Raw genomic sequence first — 18,257 nt, 5'->3', positions numbered from 1 at the left:
TATAACCACAAATATTGTACAAAAAATAATCCCCCTAGACTTAATGCTTGGGGGATTTTTCTATAGGAGGGCTAGTTTAGTTCTCTTTTTTGTTTTTGAGCAAGAACCCGAGACCTAGAAGGGCAAGGAGGCTGATTCCTGTCAACAGGAGTTTGTGATCGTTTTTGGTTCCTGTATTTGGAAGTTCAGCTTGTTTAGCTGGGGTTGCAGGTATATTTTCCTTGCTAGAGTTTTCTACAGCTTCGTTTTGAATAGCTTCACTTACAGATGATGCTTGTGCTTCTTGTTCAGCTTGTGAATCAGCTGTAGCTTGGCTAGGTTTATTTTCCACATTAGCTACTTTTGCATCCGGTTTTGCAGAATCAGGTTTAGTTTGTGGAGCTGGAGTTTGCTGTTCCGGTTTGTCTACTCGGTTTGACATATTGTCTTGGCCGTTATTTTGACCGTGTTCTTGTTTTAAGCTAGAAAGGTCAAATTCTGGTTTTTCTTCCACAGCTGGGGCAACGCTGGCACCGCCTTGAGCGACTCTAAGAACAGTAGCTGTAAGGGCATTTAATTTCAAGCCTTTTTCAGTCCATTCAAGTCCTTTCGGGTTGGCAATTCCAACTGGTCCTGCTTGGTTTTCATCTGCTAAAACTTCAGCATTTCTGAGGTGGGCGAAGGCAGTTCCCAAATTAAATTCACGAGCTTTTTCGTCCGCATTGACAAAGACTGCGTAGATATCTCCGTTTGGAGCAGTGATTTGGTAGCCAATCACTACATCCTCTTTTGCCACACCATTTTGGCCTGGGACAGTGATGAGGTGGACACGGTCCTTGATATCTTTAAGACTCTTAAGTCGGAAGGCATCTGTAGATTGACGAAGGGCAATCAACCCTTTCATATAGTCACGACTCTTGACATTTTCAGGATATGCTTTTCTATCTGTAGCCTTAGTCCAGTCAAACTTGTTGACAGCATCGCTAGAATCGTAAGAGTCATGGATGAAGTAAGGATAGTCAAATGGATTGCCGTCCTTATCACGCAACAAGTGAGATTTGTTTGGTTGTTTGTCCTCTGCTACTGGAGTCTTGTAGGCTGGGTCACGGAATTGTTTGGTGCGACCATATTCCTGACCAGAGTGGATAAATGGAGTTCCTTGAGCTGTTAAGACCATGAGATTTCCAAGTCGCAAACGACGGTGGATTTCAGCATAGTTCTCAGCCTTGCTTGGGTCTTTTTTGATAGATTGGGCGATGATGTCAAAGAGGGTCAAGTTATCATGGGCTGCGATGTATTGGATGACATCTCCAGGGCTGTCAGCTTCAAAGTTGGTTGGTTGAGCAATGAGATTTTTGAAGATAGTATTGATATCACGTTTGCCACCTGTGATAAAGGCAGGTTGACCTTCGTTTGGATAACCAGACTTGAGGTTGTTACGGATGTCGTCTGAGAAGACAGCGACAGTATCGGTATGTTTCATCCAATCTTGGTCAGCAGCTTTAGTAGGCATATTTTCATCACCAGCATAGGTTCTCCAACCTTCACCTAGCATGATGAGGTTTGGATTGAGGGCGCGTGCAGCCTTGTAAGCTTCTTCGATAGAAGCGGCGTCATGGTCTCCCATCATATCGAAGCGGAATCCATCCACTTTGTAGGTATCAACTAGATATTTGATAGAATCAACTAGGAGGCGTTTGGTCATGTGGTGAGTTGTCCCCAAACGTCCACCACCAAAGCTAGTTCGAGGTGTTCCATCGGCATCCATAAAGTGATAGTAGTTTGGTTCCAAATCTTCAAAGATATCGACTTTGGCTGTATGGTTATACACTACGTCCAGGATGGCTCCCATGCCACGTTTGTGGATTTCGTTGATGAGGTTTTTGAATTCTGCGATTCGTTTTTCTGGATTCTTAGGATCGCTTGAGTACATACCAGTCAAGGAGAAGTAGTTTTGAGGGTCATATCCCCAGTTGTAGTTGCTGTTGCTTGAAGCATAGTCAGATAAGCGTTCGTGGTTCTTCAACTCATTGACAAAGTAGTAAGACAAGACTGGAAGGAGCTGGATGTGGGTTACACCCAAATTTTTGAGGTAGTCTAGTTTTTCGATAAAGGCTTCAAAAGTACCAAATGGCTTAGTCAAATCTTTTGCGATGGCAGGATCTGAAGTGAAATCACGCACATGAGCTTCATAGATGACAGCATCTTCGCGCGATTTGAAGTTGCGAATCTTACCATAAGTCAAGTCTTGAGGTCCTAGTTTAGCTGGATCTACAAAGGCAGCTTTAGCCACTTTATGGGCATCGTCAATCTTAGCATCGTCACTATTCCAAGCAGCGAGGGATTTAGCGTAAGGATCGAGTGCAAGAACAGTTTTACCTTGACGCTCGATTTGGTATTGATAATAGTAGCCAGTGAAATCTGTGATGCCTAGTTTGTTTGTGCTATCTAGAGTTTGTTTCCAAGTTCCTCTTTCCCCTTTTTCAAGAGCGACAGTTCCAACTACTTTTTCAGGGTCATTCTTGTCGTAGATAACAACAGAAACCTTATCAGCACTTGGTGACCAGAGAGTTAAATCAACCTGTTTTCCTTCTTCTTTGAGTTCAGCTCCAAGTTTACCATCATAGCTGTAAGTCTCATCTTTCAGGCGCCAGCTTGTTTTGGTAGTGAATTTGTCAGAGTTGTAGCTAACGGTATAAGGATGTTTTGTGTCAGAGAAATCTCCGCTGTAGGTCACTTTCTTACCAGCCTCATCGATTGTAACATCAGTGATAGTTACTTTGTTTCCTAGATGATTAGTGATGTTGGAGTGTTTGAGGATATCTTCTTTTTTAGCACCGACAAGTGTTGAAAAACTACTTTCAATGCTAGAAGTTCTTACGTGTTGAGCTCCTGTCATGCGGATATCGTGCACATAGTAGGGGTTGGTGTAGATGGTTTCGTCATCATCTTTTAGGAAAATTTGGCTATGATTTTTCAAATCTGTGAATTTATAATCTTCTTTACGGATTTTCACATCGTCTCCTTGTTTCTTTCTGTCTAGTAATAAAAATCCAAGATCTTTAGCTGCATCCTTGAGTGGAATATCGATATAGCGACCATATTTGCCTGTAGCCGTAAAGTCTGTTCCGTTAGGCCATTCACCACTACTTGGATTTTTCACATCTCCCCAGTACCAGAGAGATTTCTTGTCATAGTTGCCATCTGTACGGTAGTAGTTGACGCGAATAGTTCCTGCAGGTTGTGGCTCGTAAGAGAAAACCTTGTGATCTTGGTCCAACCAAGCCTCATTCATCTTTGGTGCCAGTTTTTCTACCGATTTATCGCCGGTTAGATTTTTTCCAGCTGTATTATTGATGAGGAAGCTAATTTTTTTGGCTTGTTCTCCCTTTAATTTGACATCTAGGTAGTAGCCGTAGTTATCTTTTTTGGCATCCTTAAAGGACAAGGCTCCGTTAGGCCAGTTTTCAGAAGGTTTTTCAACATCATCCCAAGTCCATAGTCCTTGACTATCCTTGTTTTCTTCAGGAAGTTTTTTGACGTGGATACGGAAGTAATTGTCTTCGATTGGCTCTTCTGCCTTAGTTTCAGTTGCTACTGGACTCGTAGAAGTAGTTGGCTCATTTGAACGATCTTGCCCAGTTTGTGGTGCTGAATCGGCGGGAGTTGCAGCAGGAGTGGTTGCCTCTGTTGCAGGTTTTTCTTCTTTTTTCTCTAGGGAAGCGTTTGCACTGTTAGATGAAGAAAAATCGCTTTCGTTCTTTCCAGCGATGTCTGCTGTATCAGTAAGAGGTTGAGTAATAGTGTTGGTCGCTTCAGCACTAGCTGTTGTGGTTTCGTTGGCTGAGATAGTTGGTGTAGCCATGGCAAGTAAGACAAAGCTTGCGCCGATAAGGACAGAGCCAGTTCCATTTTTGAGGGAACGGATGCTGTAGACCATTTTTTTCTCAGTGTGAGATGGTGTTTTTCTCATAATGATTCTCCAATCAATAAATTTCTATATCAGTATAGCATGTAGTAAAACAATATGCAAGCGTTTTCTTAAAATTAAAACAAAAGAAAAATCGCAACAGGTTTTCTGTTACGACTAAGCTAGTCTTTCTTTGTGAATTTGTGAACCCAAAAGGTGGAGGTGGTGAAATAGTTCTGCAGTAGAAAGATTTCGACTACAAATAATAGGTTTCGGACAATTGGAAACAGGGAAGGTGGTGATAACAATATCGTGCGGAATTTGATTGAGAATTGAGAAAGAAATCGTAGATTCTTCCCAAGAATCAAAGAGATAGAGATTATTGCCGTAGTGAGCAAGGGTGTCGATAAGGTTTTGTGCGTGATGACTATCCAGATGACTAATGACTAAAACACGTATTTTGGGAAGTTTTTGAAGTAATTGGACTAAAATTCGTTGCCCTTGGATAGAAAAGGCATAAACTAGTTCTTGTAGCTTACTTGGGTGATTTTCTAGCCCCATTTCAGTCAGGTAAGATTGGAATTTGTGTTGACTTACTTCAAATAGTTTTGGAAATTCTACTTGATAACTGCTTAAAATTTGGGATTTCTGTCTGTCGAGAGACTGGTTACTGAGTAAATGGAAGAAATCAGATTGGGCAGTGTAGTGGAGGAGCCAAATCAATTCCTCGCGATTTTCAATCTGTAGGTGAAATTCTTTGGCCAGTTCTTCTAGGATTTGGCTTAATAAACGGTAGGATTTTTGGATATGTTGAATATCACCCAGTGCTCCATTGTTAGGATTGTTTGTGCTTTGAAAAGATTTGATTGGGTTTGAAAATAGCTGTTCCAGTGTTTTCTTTGTAGGTTCAAAATGGAGTTTTTTAGCCAGCTTTTTGATATCCTGTTCAAACTGCGGAATTTGCATGAGAGAGCTGTAGTGACTGGTTAAAAGGGGAGTAGGATTTTCAATCAAATGATTCATATTAAACCGCTCTAGATTGATAGCTAGGATATATTTGATTTGCCGTAGACTGCTGAGGGTGAGTGAAACTTGTTGGGCATTCAGAAATAGCTGAATCAAGTGAGTGAGTGATTCTTCAGAAATAGACGGAAAGGGCCAATCAAGAAAACTGTAACTTTGGCTAAAATAGTCTAGATAAAAGGCGCGAATGTTCTCTTCTATTCCCTTCATGACTAAAGGGGAAAGTTGTATGCTGATGCCATAATGTTGCGGGAGTTTAGTATTTAGATGCTGGATGATTTCCTGAACTTGTTCGCAGCCAATCATAAGTTCCTGACTTATTTGGTCAAGTGATTGTCCCTCTTTGAAAAAGAGACGGTTCAAAAAAGAGTAGGCTTCAGATTGTTCAAAGATAGCAATCCTAGGGTCTAAGGAGTTTCGGGCTTCAAACTGCAACTGAATACCTTCTTTTGTTGATTGAATAAGGAGGTTTGGAAATAATTGCTCAAGCTTAAAAATGTGTTCTTGCAATTCTTCTGTTGAAAAATTTAGCTTTTCAGCCAAGACTGGGAGCTCTATCCAATCATGGTGTTTGGTTAATTCTTCCAGTAACACTAGCAGATTTTGTTCTGTTTCAGAAAGCAAAATATTCATAATGGGCCTCCATATATATTTATACATATATATTAAAAGAAAAGCTTGGTAAAGTCAAGAAAAACAACCTATTATAAAATAGCAAAACAGAGATTTATTATATTTTTTATAAAATAGGTATAGGAAAAGATTTTGTCAAAAAATCGTCAATCCCCTTGAAAAATCTAGCTAAATAGGGTATAATGTGAGTAATCATTTGTCGTAGGTTTTGTCTGAAATATTGTCCAGACAAGGCTCACAGCAGTTAAATCTTCTGAAAAAGTCAGATTTAGCTGCTCTTTTTGTGCTTTTTTTCAGGATTTCGAGCATTTGTAACAAAGACTTAAAGATTCTGAAAAATTATCAAAGGGACACGGTGATAGGGGTTTTACAACCATATGACGATTAGAAAAGTCTGATTGATAGGCTTGGAACTTATTTATAAAGGAGAATCATCTTGGCAGGACATGACGTTCAATACGGGAAACATCGTACCCGTCGTAGTTTTTCAAGAATCAAAGAAGTTCTTGACTTACCAAATTTGATTGAAATTCAAACTGACTCATTCAAAGCTTTCCTAGACCATGGTCTGAAGGAAGTGTTTGAAGATGTATTGCCAATTTCAAACTTCACAGACACAATGGAGTTGGAATTTGTTGGATATGAAATCAAGGAACCAAAATACACGCTAGAAGAAGCTCGTATCCACGATGCTAGCTACTCAGCACCAATTTTTGTAACCTTCCGCTTGATTAATAAAGAAACAGGCGAAATCAAGACCCAAGAAGTTTTCTTTGGTGATTTCCCAATTATGACAGAAATGGGGACCTTCATCATTAATGGTGGTGAACGTATCATTGTATCTCAGTTGGTCCGCTCACCAGGTGTTTACTTTAACGATAAAGTTGATAAAAACGGTAAAGTGGGTTACGGTTCAACTGTTATCCCTAACCGTGGAGCTTGGTTGGAACTTGAAAGCGACTCAAAAGACATCGCCTACACTCGTATCGACCGTACTCGTAAGATTCCATTTACAACCTTGGTTCGTGCGCTTGGTTTTTCAGGAGATGATGAAATCTTTGATATCTTTGGTGACAGCGAATTGGTTCGCAACACTGTTGAAAAAGATATCCACAAGAACCCAATGGACTCTCGTACAGACGAAGCTTTGAAAGAAATTTACGAACGCCTTCGTCCAGGTGAGCCTAAGACTGCTGAAAGCTCACGTAGCTTGCTTGTGGCTCGTTTCTTTGACCCACGTCGTTACGACCTAGCAGCAGTTGGTCGTTACAAAATTAATAAAAAACTCAATGTAAAAACACGCTTGCTTAACCAAACCATTGCTGAGCCATTGGTAGATCCTGAAACAGGAGAAATCTTGGTAGAAGCTGGTACAATCATGACTCGTAGTGTGATTGAAAGCATTGAAAGTCATTTGGATGGCGACTTGAACAAGATTGTTTACATTCCAAATGATGCAGCCGTTGTGACTGAGCCAGTTGTTCTTCAAAAATTCAAGGTTGTTGCACCAACTGATCCAGACCGCGTCGTAACTATCATCGGTAATGCTAATCCAGATGACAAGGTTCGTATCGTCACTCCTGCAGATATCCTTGCTGAGATGAGCTACTTCCTCAACTTGGCTGAAGGACTTGGCCGTGTAGATGATATCGACCATCTTGGAAACCGTCGTATCCGTGCGGTTGGTGAATTGCTTGCCAACCAAGTACGCCTTGGACTTTCTCGTATGGAACGTAATGTCCGTGAACGTATGTCTGTTCAGGACAACGAAGTCTTGACACCACAACAAATTATCAATATCCGTCCTGTAACAGCTGCGGTGAAAGAATTCTTTGGTTCATCACAGTTGTCACAGTTCATGGACCAACACAATCCACTTTCTGAGTTGTCTCACAAACGCCGTTTGTCAGCCTTAGGACCTGGTGGTTTGACTCGTGACCGTGCTGGATATGAAGTCCGTGACGTGCACTACACTCACTACGGCCGTATGTGTCCAATCGAGACACCTGAAGGACCTAACATCGGTTTGATCAATAACTTGTCATCTTATGGACACCTGAATAAGTATGGTTTTGTTCAAACACCATACCGTAAAGTTGACCGTGAAACAGGTGTTGTTACGAACGAAATTGTTTGGTTGACAGCCGATGAAGAAGATGAATATACTGTAGCTCAGGCTAATTCTCGTCTGAATGAAGATGGAACATTTGCTGAAAAAGTTGTCATGGGACGTCACCAAGGGGTCAACCAAGAGTATCCAGCTAATGTTGTTGACTATATGGACGTATCCCCAAAACAGGTAGTTGCCGTTGCGACAGCATGTATTCCTTTCTTGGAAAACGATGACTCCAACCGTGCCCTCATGGGAGCCAATATGCAACGTCAGGCTGTGCCATTGATCAATCCTCAAGCACCTTACGTTGGTACTGGTATGGAATACCAAGCGGCCCACGACTCTGGAGCTGCTGTGATTGCTCAGTATGACGGTAAGGTTACCTATGCAGATGCTGACAAGGTAGAAGTTCGTCGTGAAGATGGTTCATTGGACGTTTACCACATCCAAAAATTCCGTCGTTCAAACTCAGGTACTGCTTACAACCAACGCACGCTTGTTAAAGTTGGCGATGTCGTTGAAAAAGGCGATTTCATTGCTGACGGACCTTCTATGGAAAATGGAGAAATGGCGCTTGGACAAAACCCAATCGTTGCCTACATGACTTGGGAAGGTTACAACTTCGAGGATGCCGTTATCATGAGCGAACGCTTGGTGAAAGACGATGTCTACACATCTGTCCACCTTGAAGAATACGAATCAGAAACACGCGATACAAAGCTTGGGCCTGAAGAAATCACTCGTGAAATTCCAAACGTTGGTGAAGATGCCCTTAAAGACCTTGACGAAATGGGTATTATCCGTATCGGTGCTGAAGTTAAAGAAGGCGATATCCTTGTAGGTAAAGTAACGCCTAAGGGTGAGAAAGACCTTTCAGCTGAAGAACGACTCTTGCACGCTATCTTCGGAGATAAATCTCGTGAAGTACGTGACACTTCTCTTCGTGTACCACACGGTGCCGATGGTGTCGTTCGTGATGTTAAGATCTTTACACGTGCAAATGGAGATGAGTTGCAATCAGGTGTTAACATGTTGGTTCGCGTTTACATCGCTCAAAAACGTAAGATTAAGGTCGGAGATAAGATGGCCGGACGTCACGGAAACAAAGGGGTTGTCTCTCGTATCGTTCCTGTAGAAGACATGCCTTACCTCCCAGATGGAACTCCAGTCGATATCATGTTGAACCCACTTGGGGTGCCATCACGTATGAATATCGGTCAGGTTATGGAGCTTCACCTTGGTATGGCTGCTCGTACTCTTGGTATTCACATCGCAACACCAGTCTTTGACGGAGCAAGTTCTGAAGACCTTTGGTCAACTGTTAAAGAAGCTGGTATGGATAGCGATGCCAAAACAATCCTTTACGATGGACGTACTGGGGAACCGTTTGATAACCGTGTTTCTGTCGGTGTCATGTACATGATCAAACTCCACCACATGGTTGACGATAAATTGCACGCGCGTTCAGTCGGACCATACTCAACCGTTACCCAACAACCACTCGGAGGTAAAGCTCAGTTTGGTGGACAACGTTTCGGTGAGATGGAGGTTTGGGCTCTTGAAGCCTACGGTGCCTCAAATGTCCTTCAAGAAATCTTGACTTACAAGTCTGACGATATCAACGGACGTTTGAAAGCTTATGAAGCCATTACAAAAGGAAAACCAATTCCAAAACCAGGTGTTCCAGAATCCTTCCGAGTTCTTGTCAAAGAATTGCAATCTCTTGGTCTTGACATGCGTGTCCTAGACGAAGATGACCAAGAAGTGGAACTTCGCGACTTGGATGAAGGAATGGACGAAGATGTCATCCACGTAGATGACCTTGAAAAAGCCCGCGAAAAAGCAGCACAAGAGGCTAAAGCAGCCTTTGAAGCTGAAGAAGCTGAGAAAGCAACAAAAGCGGAAGCAACAGAAGAAGCTGCTGAATAAGAATAAGCAGTTCACTTAGAATAGAAAGGGAAGAAATAGTGGTTGATGTAAATCGTTTTAAAAGTATGCAAATCACCCTAGCTTCTCCAAGTAAAGTCCGTTCATGGTCTTATGGAGAAGTCAAAAAACCTGAAACAATCAATTACCGTACCTTGAAACCAGAACGTGAAGGTCTCTTTGATGAAGTTATCTTTGGTCCTACAAAAGACTGGGAATGTGCTTGTGGTAAGTACAAACGCATTCGTTACAGAGGGATTGTTTGTGACCGCTGTGGGGTTGAAGTAACGCGTACGAAAGTTCGTCGTGAGCGTATGGGGCATATCGAGTTGAAAGCTCCTGTATCTCACATCTGGTACTTCAAGGGGATTCCAAGCCGTATGGGCTTGACCCTTGATATGAGCCCTCGTGCCCTTGAGGAAGTGATCTACTTTGCGGCTTATGTGGTGATTGATCCTAAGGATACACCACTTGAGCACAAGTCTATCATGACAGAGCGCGAATACCGTGAGCGCTTGCGTGAATATGGTTATGGATCATTCGTTGCCAAGATGGGTGCCGAAGCTATCCAAGACCTTTTAAAACAAGTAGATCTTGAAAAAGAAATTGCTGAACTCAAAGAAGAGTTGAAAACAGCGACTGGACAAAAACGTGTCAAAGCAATCCGTCGTTTGGATGTTTTGGATGCCTTTTACAAGTCTGGAAACAAACCTGAATGGATGATTCTCAACATCCTTCCGGTTATTCCACCAGATCTTCGTCCAATGTTGCAGTTGGATGGTGGCCGTTTTGCCTCATCTGACTTGAATGACCTTTACCGCCGTGTTATCAACCGTAACAACCGTTTGGCTCGTTTGCTTGAGTTGAATGCACCAGGTATCATCGTTCAAAATGAGAAGCGTATGCTTCAAGAAGCGGTTGACGCTTTGATTGACAATGGTCGTCGTGGTCGTCCGATCACAGGACCAGGTAGCCGTCCACTGAAATCTTTGAGCCACATGCTTAAAGGTAAACAAGGACGCTTCCGTCAAAACTTGCTCGGTAAACGTGTTGACTTCTCAGGACGTTCCGTTATCGCCGTTGGTCCAACGCTTAAGATGTACCAATGTGGTGTGCCACGTGAAATGGCGATTGAGCTCTTTAAACCATTCGTTATGCGTGAAATCGTTGCCCGTGATATCGTACAAAACGTCAAAGCAGCTAAACGCTTGGTGGAACGTGGAGATGAGCGTATCTGGGATATCCTTGAAGAAGTGATTAAAGAACATCCAGTACTTTTGAACCGCGCACCGACCCTTCACCGTTTGGGTATCCAAGCCTTCGAGCCAGTCTTGATTGATGGTAAGGCCCTTCGCTTGCACCCGCTTGTCTGTGAAGCCTATAATGCCGACTTTGACGGGGACCAAATGGCCATCCACGTACCGCTTTCAGAAGAAGCCCAAGCAGAAGCTCGTATCTTGATGCTCGCTGCTGAGCACATTTTGAACCCGAAAGATGGTAAACCAGTTGTTACTCCATCTCAGGACATGGTTTTGGGTAACTACTACTTGACTATGGAAGAAGCTGGTCGTGAAGGTGAAGGAATGGTCTTCAAAGACCGTGACGAAGCGGTTATGGCTTACCGTAATGGTTATGTTCACCTTCACTCACGTGTTGGTATCGCAACAGACAGCCTCAACAAGCCTTGGACAGAAGAGCAAAAACATAAGGTCTTGCTTACAACAGTTGGTAAAATCCTCTTCAACGATATCATGCCAGAGGGTCTACCATACTTGCAAGAACCAAACAATGCCAACTTGACAGAAGGCGTTCCAGCTAAATACTTCTTGCCACTTGGTGGAGATATCAAGGAAGCAATCAGCAATCTTGAACTCAACCCTCCATTCAAGAAGAAAAACCTTGGAAATATCATCGCTGAAATCTTCAAACGTTTCCGTACGACAGAAACTTCTGCCCTACTTGACCGTATGAAGAACCTCGGTTACCACCACTCAACTCTTGCAGGATTGACAGTGGGTATTGCCGATATCCCAGTCGTTGATGACAAGGCTGAAATCATTGAAGAATCACATAAACGTGTAGAACAAATTACTAAACAATTCCGTCGTGGTATGATCACAGACGACGAGCGTTACAATGCCGTTACAGCTGAATGGCGTGCTGCCCGTGAAAAATTAGAGAAACGCTTGATTGCCAACCAAGATCCGAAGAACCCAATCGTTATGATGATGGACTCTGGAGCCCGTGGTAACATCTCAAACTTCTCACAGCTTGCCGGTATGCGTGGTCTGATGGCGGCTCCGAACGGACGTATCATGGAATTGCCAATCCTTTCAAACTTCCGCGAAGGTTTGTCGGTATTGGAAATGTTCTTCTCAACTCACGGTGCCCGTAAAGGTATGACTGATACGGCCCTTAAGACAGCCGACTCAGGTTACTTGACTCGTCGTTTGGTTGACGTTGCCCAAGACGTTATCATCCGTGAGGATGACTGTGGAACAGACCGTGGTCTCTTGATCCGTTCTATCGCAGAAGGAAAAGAGATGATTGAGTCTCTCGAAGAGCGTCTCAATGGTCGTTACACTAAGAAAACTGTTAAACATCCAGAAACTGGTGCAGTTATTATCGGTCCAAATGAGTTGATTACAGAAGACAAGGCGCGTGAAATTGTTAATGCTGGTGTGGAAGAAGTGACTATCCGCTCTGTATTTACATGTAACACTCGTCACGGAGTCTGCCGTCACTGTTATGGTATCAACTTGGCGACTGGTGATGCGGTTGAAGTTGGTGAAGCAGTTGGTACAATCGCTGCCCAATCTATCGGGGAACCTGGTACACAGCTTACAATGCGTACCTTCCACACGGGTGGGGTTGCCTCAAATACCGATATCACTCAGGGTCTTCCTCGTGTCCAAGAAATCTTTGAAGCCCGCAATCCTAAAGGGGAAGCGGTTATCACAGAGGTTAAAGGACAAGTTACCGCTATCGAAGAAGACGCTTCAACTCGTACTAAGAAAGTCTTTGTTAAGGGTGAAACTGGCGAAGGTGAATACGTCGTTCCATTTACAGCTCGTATGCGTGTCGAAGTTGGGGACCAAGTAGCGCGTGGTGCTGCTCTGACAGAAGGTTCTATCCAACCGAAACGTCTCCTTGCAGTTCGCGATGTCTTGTCAGTTGAAACTTATCTTCTTGGTGAAGTACAAAAAGTTTACCGTAGCCAAGGGGTAGAAATCGGTGACAAACACATCGAGGTAATGGTTCGTCAAATGATCCGTAAAGTCCGTGTCATGGATCCAGGTGACACAGATCTTCTCATGGGTACCCTCATGGATATCAATGACTTTACAGATGCCAACAAAGATGTCCTTATCGCAGGTGGAGTTCCAGCGACAGGTCGCCCAGTTCTTATGGGAATTACCAAAGCCTCACTTGAAACCAACAGTTTCTTGTCAGCGGCTTCCTTCCAGGAAACAACTCGTGTCCTTACTGACGCAGCTATCCGCGGTAAGAAAGACCATCTCCTTGGACTTAAAGAAAATGTTATCATCGGTAAGATCATCCCAGCAGGTACTGGTATGGCCCGTTATCGTAACCTTGAACCACATGCTATCAACGAAGAAGAATACCTTAACCCTCCAGTAGAGGAAGAAGGAAACGAAGAAACAACAGAAGTAGTTGTGGATACTGCCGTTGAAACTGTGGAAGAAACAGTAGAATAAAAGAGATGAGAGAGCCTTAGGGTTCTCTTTCTCTTTTCTGAAAACTTTCTCCATTTTTCCATGAAATGTGGTAAAATAAAAGAAAGAAGCTGACAAAGGAGACGGGTATGGAACAAACATTTTTTATCATTAAACCAGACGGTGTAAAAAGAGGGTTAGTGGGTGAAGTGTTGAAACGCATTGAACAACGTGGATTGACAATCGAAAAATTGGAGTTGCGTACAAAGATTTCAGAAGAGCTGATTGACCAGCACTATCAGGACTTGGTTGGTCAAAATTTTTACCCACCGATTCGTGAATTCATGACTTCAGGCCCAGTTCTTGTGGGTGTCATTTCAGGTCCCAAAGTAATCGAAACTTGGCGGACTATGATGGGTGCGACTCGTCCAGAAGAAGCTTTACCAGGAACGATTCGAGGTGATTTTGCAAAAGCGGCTGGTGAAAACCAAGCTATTCAAAATGTTGTACATGGTTCAGATTCAGAAGAGTCAGCTAAGCGAGAAATTGCTCTTTGGTTTTAAGAGTTGATTGACCAAAGAGATTGGTTAAAAGCTCATTTGAATAGAAAGTATAGTCAATTATTTTAAGATATGACGTATAATATCAAATTTTTAGTCTTTGATATTGTGCGTTTTTTTGATTTCAAGTTTAGCCTTTCGTGTTTGTTTGGCGTCTAAAAGAGACATTTGAGAAGATTGGAAACAGTTCTCTCTTTTCTCCGAGTATAATGATTGGTAGGAGGGGAGAGAAAAGATGAAATCAATGAGAATCTTATTTTTGTTAGCTTTAATTCAAATCAGTTTGAGTAGCTGTTTCCTATGGAAGGAATGTATCTTGTTCTTTAAACAAAGTACAGCTTTTTTCATCGGAAGTATGGTCTTCGTTTCAGGAATCTGTGCTGGAGTAAATTATCTTTATACCCGTAAGCAAGAAGTCCATAGTGTCCTAGCCAGTAAGCAGTCAGTGAAGCTTTTTTACAGTATGTTACTCTTAATTAATTTGTTAGGAGCTGTTCTTGTCCTGTCAGATAACTTGTTCATCAAAAATACGCTGCAGCAAGAATTAGTTGACTTTTTATTGCCATCCTTTTTCTTTCTATTTGGGCTAGATTTGTTGATTTTTTTACCCTTGAAAAAATACATGCGCGATTTGCTTGTTATGCTAGATAGAAAAAAGACAGTGTTGGTGACTATTTTAGCAACACTTCTCTTCTTAAGAAATCCAATGACCATTGTCTCTCTTCTGATTTATATTGGACTGGGTTTGTTTTTTGCAGCCTATCTTGTCCCAAATTCGGTTAAGAAGGAAGTTTCCTTTTATGGTCATATTTTCCGAGATCTTGTATTGGTCATTGCTACGCTCATTTTCTTTTAGAGAAAGCTTGTTTTTATGGGTGTTATGATGGTAATGCTCTTCGAAAATCTCTTCAAACTACGTCAGCGTCGCCTTGCCGTAGGTATATGATATTGACTCTGTCAGTTCTATCCACAACCTCAAAATAGTGTTTTGAGCAGCCTGCGGCTAGCTTCCTAGTTTGCTCTTTGATTTTCATTGAGTATAAGTTTAGCAGGAAAATAGACACAAAAGAAAAGTTTTTGGTATAATAAGAATATGTACACAAAAAATGAAGAAGAGCTGCAAGCCTTAGGGGAGCGTTTGGGTCATCTATTAGAAAAGAATGATGTTTTAATTCTGACTGGAGAACTGGGCGCAGGTAAAACGACTTTCACAAAAGGTCTTGCTAAAGGGTTACAGATTACTCAGATGATTAAGAGTCCAACCTACACTATCGTAAGAGAGTATGAAGGTCGTCTTCCACTTTATCACCTAGATGTTTATCGTATTGAGGGGGATGCTGATTCTATCGACTTGGATGAGTTTCTCTTTGGTGGTGGAGTGACTGTCATTGAGTGGGGCCATCTTTTAGGTGATGCCTTACCAGATACTTATTTAGAATTGGAAATTCTAAAAGAAGAAGACGGTCGCAGATTACATTTCCAAGCAAAGGGTTTGCGCGCAGAAAAACTCTTAGAGGAGCTTCAACATGGAGTATGAATTGCTCATTAGGGAAGCAGAGCCTAATGATGCGGCTGAATTAGTGGCCTTTTTAAATCGTGTAAGTTTGGAGACAGATTTTACCAGTCTGGACGGGGAAGGTATTCTATTGACAGACACTGAGATGGAGTTGTTTTTGGATAAACAGGCTCACTCAGAAAATCAAATCACTTTACTTGCCTTACTGAATGATAAAATTGCTGGCCTTGTAAATATCACAGCTGATCAACGTAAGAGAGTTCGTCATATTGGAGACCTTTTTATTGTGATTGGTAAGAAATATTGGAATAATGGTTTGGGAAGTTTGTTGCTAGAAGAAGCGATAGAGTGGGCACAAGCAAGTGGCATTCTGTGTCGTCTCCAACTGACTGTCCAAACTCGTAATCAAGCAGCAGTTCATCTTTATCAAAAGCATGGCTTTGTAATTGAAGGTCGCCAAGAGCGTGGAGCATATATAGAAGAAGGGAAATTTATCGATGTTTACTTGATGGGTAAACTGATAGATTAGTAGAAATATGGTTAAAAAAATTATTGGAATGGTGCTAGCTTTTCTAGCTGTGACAGTTTTGGGTGTCGGTGTTTTTGCTTATACTATTTATCAGCAAGGTACAGAGACTTTGACAAAAACCTATAAAAAAATCGGAGAAGAAACTAAGGTTATCGAAGCAACTGAACCTTTGACCATTCTGTTAATGGGGGTTGATACTGGGAACGTAGAGCGTACAGATCAATGGGCTGGAAATAGTGACAGTATGATTTTGCTGACCGTCAATCCTCACACAAAGAAAACGACGATGATGAGTTTGGAACGTGATATCCTGACTAAAATTCAACATAAAGATGGTAGTATTGAAGAAGCGAAGCTAAACGCTGCCTATGCTGGTGGTGGTGCAGAACTTGCGATAGAAACAATTCAAAAGATGATGAATATCCATATCGATCGCTACATTATGGTTAATATGCAAGGATTGCAACAATTAGTCGATGCAGTGGGAGGTATTACGGTCAATAATACACTAGGTTTCCCAATCTCTATCAGTGACCAAGAAGAATTTAACACCATTTCTATCGGTGTTGGAGAGCAGACAATAAATGGAGAAGAAGCGCTTGTTTATTCACGCATGCGTTATCAAGACCCAGAAGGAGACTACGGACGTCAGAAGCGTCAGCGTGAAGTCATTCAAAAAGTTGTTGAAAAAGTTCTTAGTTTAAATAGTATCAGTCACTATCAGTCTATCTTAAAAGCCCTAAGTACTAATATGCAGACTAATATCGATTTATCTGCAAAAAGTATTCCAAGCTTGTTGGGCTACAAAGATTCATTTAAAATCATTGAAACACAACAGTTGAAGGGTGAAGGGGAGATGCTACAAGGCGTTTCTTATCAAATTGTTACGAGAAACCACATGTTGGAAATGCAGAATCTTTTGAGACGTTCTTTGGGACAAGAAGAAGTCACTCAGCTTGAAACAAATGTTGTCTTATTTGAAGATTTATTTGGACGAACACCCGTTGGTGACGAAGACAATTAACTTTCTTACTATAAATAAAATAAAAAAATCAATCGTGGGAAATTTCCTGCGATTTTTTCAAAAAATACGAATAGATAGGTAGGAGGAAACATGAAAGCAGAAATCATTGCTGTTGGAACAGAGATTTTGACAGGACAGATTGTCAACACTAATGCCCAGTTTTTATCGGAGAAATTAGCAGAGATTGGGGTAGATGTATATTTTCAGACGGCTGTAGGAGACAATGAAGCCCGTCTCTTATCCCTGCTTGAGATTGCCAGTCAACGTAGCAGTCTGGTGATTTTGACAGGTGGTTTAGGGCCAACTGAGGACGATTTGACCAAACAAACTCTGGCTAAATTTTTAGGGAAAGAATTAGTCTTTGACCCTCAGGCGCAGGAGAAGTTGGATGTCTTTTTTGCTCAGAGACCAGACTATGCCCGAACATCGAATAACGAAAGACAAGCTCAACTTGTAGAAGGAGCGACTCCGATGCCCAACGAAACAGGACTGGCTGTGGGGGGGATGTTAGAGGCCGAAGGAGTGACTTACGTCGTCCTTCCAGGTCCACCAAGTGAATTGAAACCCATGGTCTTAAACCAACTTCTACCTAAGTTGATGACAGGGAGTAAGTTGTATTCCCGAGTTCTTCGTTTTTTTGGAATTGGCGAAAGTCAGTTGGTGACCATTTTGGCTGATTTAATTGATAATCAAACCGATCCGACCTTGGCACCCTATGCCAAGACAGGAGAGGTAACACTGCGCTTGTCAACAAAGGTTAGCAGTCAAGAAGAGGCGAATCAAGCGCTGGATATCTTAGAAAACCAAATCTTGGATTATCAGACCTTTGAAGGAATTTGTTTACGAGAACTTTGCTATGGTTATGGGGAAGAAACTAGTTTAGCCAGCATTGTGGTAGAAGAACTGAAAAGGCAAGGGAAAACCATCACGGCTGCAGAGAGTTTGACGGCAGGGCTTTTCCAAGCCAGCGTAGCTGATTTTTCGGGTGCTTCAAGTATATTTAAGGGTGGTTTTGTAACCTATAGCCTGGAGGAAAAATCAAAAATGTTGGATATTCCTGTCAAGGATTTGGAAGAACATGGTGTAGTGTCTGAATTTACAGCTCAGAAGATGGCTGAGCAGGCGCGAATCAAGACCCAGTCAGATTTTGGCATTAGTTTGACTGGAGTGGCAGGACCAGATAGCCTCGAAGGAAACCCAGCTGGAACAGTCTTCGTAGGCTTGGCACAGGAGCATGGAACTAAGGTCATCAAGGTGAATATTGGAGGCAGAAGTCGAGCAGATGTACGTCACATTGCGGTTATGCATGCCTTTAACCTAGTTCGCAAGGCTTTATTAAGTCACTAACTTTTGATATAATAGTAGAT

General features: G+C 42.1%; 10 protein-coding genes. 8 read left to right on the top strand and 2 right to left on the bottom strand.

All coding sequences use genetic code 11. From position 1 onward, the window contains the following. Nucleotides 1–76: 76 nt before the first annotated feature. Both FJR77_RS00260 and FJR77_RS00255 read right to left on the bottom strand, forming a co-directional pair. Nucleotides 77–3,952: a pullulanase gene (locus FJR77_RS00260; protein ID WP_140832975.1), complete on the bottom strand. Its 3,876-nt coding sequence runs from the start codon at nt 3,950–3,952 to the stop codon at nt 77–79. Between the two features lie 114 nt (nt 3,953–4,066). Then, nucleotides 4,067–5,545 (bottom strand): M protein trans-acting positive regulator PRD domain-containing protein, encoded by a 1,479-nt coding sequence (locus FJR77_RS00255; RefSeq protein ID WP_140832977.1) that lies wholly within the window; start codon nt 5,543–5,545, stop codon nt 4,067–4,069. A 436-nt stretch (nt 5,546–5,981) separates the two neighbouring features. Here FJR77_RS00255 and rpoB point away from each other — a divergent pair, with 436 nt between their 5' ends. The 8 genes from rpoB (at nt 5,982) to FJR77_RS00210 (ending at nt 18,237) form a co-directional block, all read left to right on the top strand. After that, nucleotides 5,982–9,587 carry a DNA-directed RNA polymerase subunit beta gene (rpoB, locus tag FJR77_RS00250; protein ID WP_140832979.1) on the top strand — a complete coding sequence of 1,202 codons (3,606 nt, stop codon included), beginning with the start codon at nt 5,982–5,984 and terminating at the stop codon, nt 9,585–9,587. Between the two features lie 38 nt (nt 9,588–9,625). After that, complete coding sequence (gene rpoC / locus FJR77_RS00245; RefSeq protein ID WP_000228746.1) at nt 9,626–13,303, top strand: DNA-directed RNA polymerase subunit beta'; 3,678 nt, start codon at nt 9,626–9,628, stop codon at nt 13,301–13,303. A gap of 107 nt (nt 13,304–13,410) precedes the next feature. Continuing rightward, nucleotides 13,411–13,824 (top strand): nucleoside-diphosphate kinase, encoded by a 414-nt coding sequence (ndk, locus tag FJR77_RS00240; RefSeq protein WP_140832981.1) that lies wholly within the window; start codon nt 13,411–13,413, stop codon nt 13,822–13,824. A gap of 232 nt (nt 13,825–14,056) precedes the next feature. Then, nucleotides 14,057–14,677: a hypothetical protein gene (locus FJR77_RS00235; protein WP_140832983.1), complete on the top strand. Its 621-nt coding sequence runs from the start codon at nt 14,057–14,059 to the stop codon at nt 14,675–14,677. 237 nt (nt 14,678–14,914) lie between these two features. Next, complete coding sequence (gene tsaE / locus FJR77_RS00225; RefSeq protein WP_140832987.1) at nt 14,915–15,358, top strand: tRNA (adenosine(37)-N6)-threonylcarbamoyltransferase complex ATPase subunit type 1 TsaE; 444 nt, start codon at nt 14,915–14,917, stop codon at nt 15,356–15,358. Further along, nucleotides 15,348–15,866 (top strand): GNAT family N-acetyltransferase, encoded by a 519-nt coding sequence (locus FJR77_RS00220; protein WP_140832990.1) that lies wholly within the window; start codon nt 15,348–15,350, stop codon nt 15,864–15,866. The genes tsaE and FJR77_RS00220 overlap by 11 nt, the downstream gene beginning before the upstream one ends. A 7-nt stretch (nt 15,867–15,873) precedes the next feature. Continuing rightward, on the top strand, nt 15,874–16,890 hold the full coding sequence (lytR, locus tag FJR77_RS00215) for a glycopolymer--peptidoglycan transferase LytR (RefSeq protein WP_140832992.1): 1,017 nt from the start codon (nt 15,874–15,876) through the stop codon (nt 16,888–16,890). Nucleotides 16,891–16,980: 90 nt separating this feature from the next. Beyond that, nucleotides 16,981–18,237: a competence/damage-inducible protein A gene (locus FJR77_RS00210; RefSeq protein WP_140832994.1), complete on the top strand. Its 1,257-nt coding sequence runs from the start codon at nt 16,981–16,983 to the stop codon at nt 18,235–18,237. The last annotated feature ends 20 nt before the right edge of the window (nt 18,238–18,257 follow it).

This window comes from Streptococcus shenyangsis (assembly GCF_006385785.1).
GTDB classification, from domain to species: domain Bacteria; phylum Bacillota; class Bacilli; order Lactobacillales; family Streptococcaceae; genus Streptococcus; species Streptococcus shenyangsis.
This window is presented reverse-complemented; position numbering and strand designations above follow the sequence as displayed.

What these genes read in the sequence shown, in the direction of transcription:
- FJR77_RS00210 (WP_140832994.1), top strand. Translation starts at nt 16,981, where the DNA reads ATGAAAGCAGAAATCATTGCTGTTGGAACAGAGATTTTGACAGGACAG.
- FJR77_RS00260 (WP_140832975.1), bottom strand. Translation starts at nt 3,952, where the DNA reads ATGAGAAAAACACCATCTCACACTGAGAAAAAAATGGTCTACAGCATC.
- tsaE (WP_140832987.1), top strand. Translation starts at nt 14,915, where the DNA reads ATGTACACAAAAAATGAAGAAGAGCTGCAAGCCTTAGGGGAGCGTTTG.
- ndk (WP_140832981.1), top strand. Translation starts at nt 13,411, where the DNA reads ATGGAACAAACATTTTTTATCATTAAACCAGACGGTGTAAAAAGAGGG.
- FJR77_RS00220 (WP_140832990.1), top strand. Translation starts at nt 15,348, where the DNA reads ATGGAGTATGAATTGCTCATTAGGGAAGCAGAGCCTAATGATGCGGCT.
- lytR (WP_140832992.1), top strand. Translation starts at nt 15,874, where the DNA reads ATGGTTAAAAAAATTATTGGAATGGTGCTAGCTTTTCTAGCTGTGACA.
- FJR77_RS00255 (WP_140832977.1), bottom strand. Translation starts at nt 5,545, where the DNA reads ATGAATATTTTGCTTTCTGAAACAGAACAAAATCTGCTAGTGTTACTG.
- FJR77_RS00235 (WP_140832983.1), top strand. Translation starts at nt 14,057, where the DNA reads ATGAAATCAATGAGAATCTTATTTTTGTTAGCTTTAATTCAAATCAGT.